At 42.3% G+C, this 2,704-nt stretch carries 2 pseudogenes; both read left to right on the top strand.

Annotation, left to right across the window (positions count from 1 at the left end):
• A pseudogene (locus tag ACFIL7_RS03150) lies at positions 1 to 1,088 on the top strand (hypothetical protein); the annotation flags it as partial.
• A 26-nt stretch (positions 1,089 to 1,114) separates the two neighbouring features.
• A pseudogene (locus ACFIL7_RS03145) lies at positions 1,115 to 2,704 on the top strand (hypothetical protein); the annotation flags it as partial.

Raw genomic sequence — 2,704 nt, 5'->3', positions numbered from 1 at the left:
GACAGATTAATACCATAGCTGCGAGTTTAGCAAAAATTTTAGGAGGCAAAGCATCGTTTAGTGCTGATGGCACTTTTACAGCTCCCAGCTATGACTTATCGACAGTTTCTAAAGAGGGTGATGTAACAAATAAATCATATGAAGGTGTTGGAACCGCTTTTTCAGCTCTTGATGCAAATATCAAGAATGTGAATGCACGGATTAAAGAGGTTTCTGAAGGAGTTGCACAGGATTCTTTGGTATGGAGCAAGGATGTAAATGCCTTTAGTGCGCAGCATGGAGAAAAAGAGGATAAAAAAAATAGCAAAATTACCTCTCTTGAAAATGGTAAACTTTCAGAGGAATCAACCGATGCCGTGAATGGTTCACAGCTCCATTCTACGAACAGTTCCCTTGCGGAATATTTTGGTGGCGGAACTAAGTATGAGGAAGGCAAATGGACGAAACCTGATTTCAAAGTTGCACAATTTGATGCTGATGTTACAGAAGGTGACGAGAAGACTTATCACAATGTTGCTGCTGCTTTTGAAGGTGTTAACAGTACTTTCACTACTCTGAATGAAGAGACTGGGGATGTAAGAGACAGTATCCTTGTTAAGCAAGAAGAAGAGGTGACGTCAAGTCGTAGTCTTCGTGCGGGGGGATCGGGTGTTATCACTATAGGTAAGGCAGCAGGCGGTACGGAAGTAAGTATTCTCAACAATGAAAATGCAACGCGGAAACTTTCCGGAGTGAGTGCTGGAACACTCTCAGAAAGCTCAACGGATGCGGTGAATGGCTCGCAGCTTTTTACAACCAATAAAAATGTTACTACAGTAACAAATGATTTGAAAACAGTAGCTGAGAATACATCAAAATATTTAGGCGGTAAGGCGGATGTTTTGAAGGGAACACAGCCAACTTATACAGTTAAGGGCAAGGACTATAATGATGTTGGTTCTGCTTTTGCTGGGGTTGATAGTTCTCTCACGGATATACAGAAAGAAGTTACTGAAAACATTGGTCAGAATGCGTTGATGTGGAGTGATGATGAGGGTGCGTTTGTGGCTCATCATGGAAAAAANAAAACATTGGTCAGAATGCGTTGATGTGGAGTGATGATGAGGGTGCGTTTGTGGCTCATCATGGAAAAAAAGAAGATGTGAAAAGCAACAGCAAGATTAAGTATCTTGCGAATGGAGACATTTCTAAAGACTCAAGCGAAGCGGTTAATGGTTCTCAGCTTTATTCATTAGGTGATAAGGTTGCTACGTATTTTGGCGGAGGTGCCAAGTATGAGAGTGGAAACTGGACCGCTCCCACTTTCAAGGTTAAGACTGTTAAGGAAGATGGCAAGGATGAAGAGAAGAGCTATACTGATGTAGCTTCCGCCTTTGAGGGTGTAGGTACTTCTATCACAAATGTAAAAAAAGAGCTTACCAAGGTTGTAGGTGATAGCCTAGTTAAACAGGATACAGACAGCAAGACTATCAAGATTGGTACGGAGACAGATGGTGCTACAATCAATATTGCAAATAAGAGTGGTGCTGATCGGGTTATTTCCGGTGTAAAGGAAGCGGCGAATGACAATGAAGCTGTTAACAAAGGTCAGCTTGATAAAGAATTGAAAGATCTTTCGAATAGCCTTCAGTCTGATGATTCAGCCGTTGTTCATTACGATAAAAAAGATGGTGATAATGGCGGCATTAATTACACGAGTGTGACTTTAGGTGGTAAAGATAAGGCAGCTGTAGGTCTTCATAATGTTGCTGATGGTAAGATTGCTGACAAGTCACGTGATGCAATCACGGGTGGTCAGATTAATAAAATCGGTGAGGATGTAGCTAAGTTTTTAGGTGGAGAAGCATCCTTTAAAGATGGAGCTCTTACACAGCCAACGTATAAATTATCTTACATTGCTAAAGATGGAAGTGTAACAGAGAGTTCGTTCCAAGGTGTTGGAACTGCATTTGCAGGTCTTGACACGAATATCAAGAATGTGAACGCTCGTATTAAGGAAGTTTCACAAGGAGTTGCACAGGATTCGTTGTCGTGGAGCAAAGATGCAAATGCCTTTAGTGCGCAGCATGGAGAAGGAGAGAAAAAAGGCAACAGCAAGATCACGTCTCTTAAGGATGGAGATGTTGCTGCTAACTCAACCGATGCTGTTAATGGATCCCAGCTCCATTCTACGAACAGTTCCCTTGCGGAATATTTTGGTGGCGGAACTAAGTATGAGGAAGGCAAATGGACGAAACCTGATTTCAAAGTTGCACAATTTGATGCTGATGGTACAGAAGGTGACGAGAAGACTTATCACAATGTTGCGGCTGCTTTTGAAGGTGTTAACAGTGCTTTCACGACACTTAATGATGAGATTGTCGATGTAAGAGACAGTATCCTTGTTAAGCAAGAAGAAGAGGTGACGTCAAGTCGTAGTCTTCGTGCGGGGGGATCGGGTGTTATCACCATAGGTAAGGCAGCAGGCGGTACTGAAATCAGTGTTTTAAACAAAGACGGTAAGGAACGGACAATCACCGGAGTGAGTGCTGGAACACTCTCAGAAAGCTCAACGGATGCGGTGAATGGTTCACAGCTTTTTACAACCAATAAAAATGTTACTAAGGTTGCTGAGCATACAGCGAAATATTTTGGCGGAGGTGCCAAGTATGAGAGTGAAGCGTGGACAGATCCAAGTTTCAAGGTTAAGACCGTTAAGGAAGAT

The organism is Bartonella sp. AP3QHHD, assembly GCF_042195765.1.
Lineage (GTDB): Bacteria > Pseudomonadota > Alphaproteobacteria > Rhizobiales > Rhizobiaceae > Bartonella.
The sequence above is the reverse complement of the archived record's forward strand: the minus strand, read 5'-3'. Positions and strand labels throughout refer to the sequence as shown.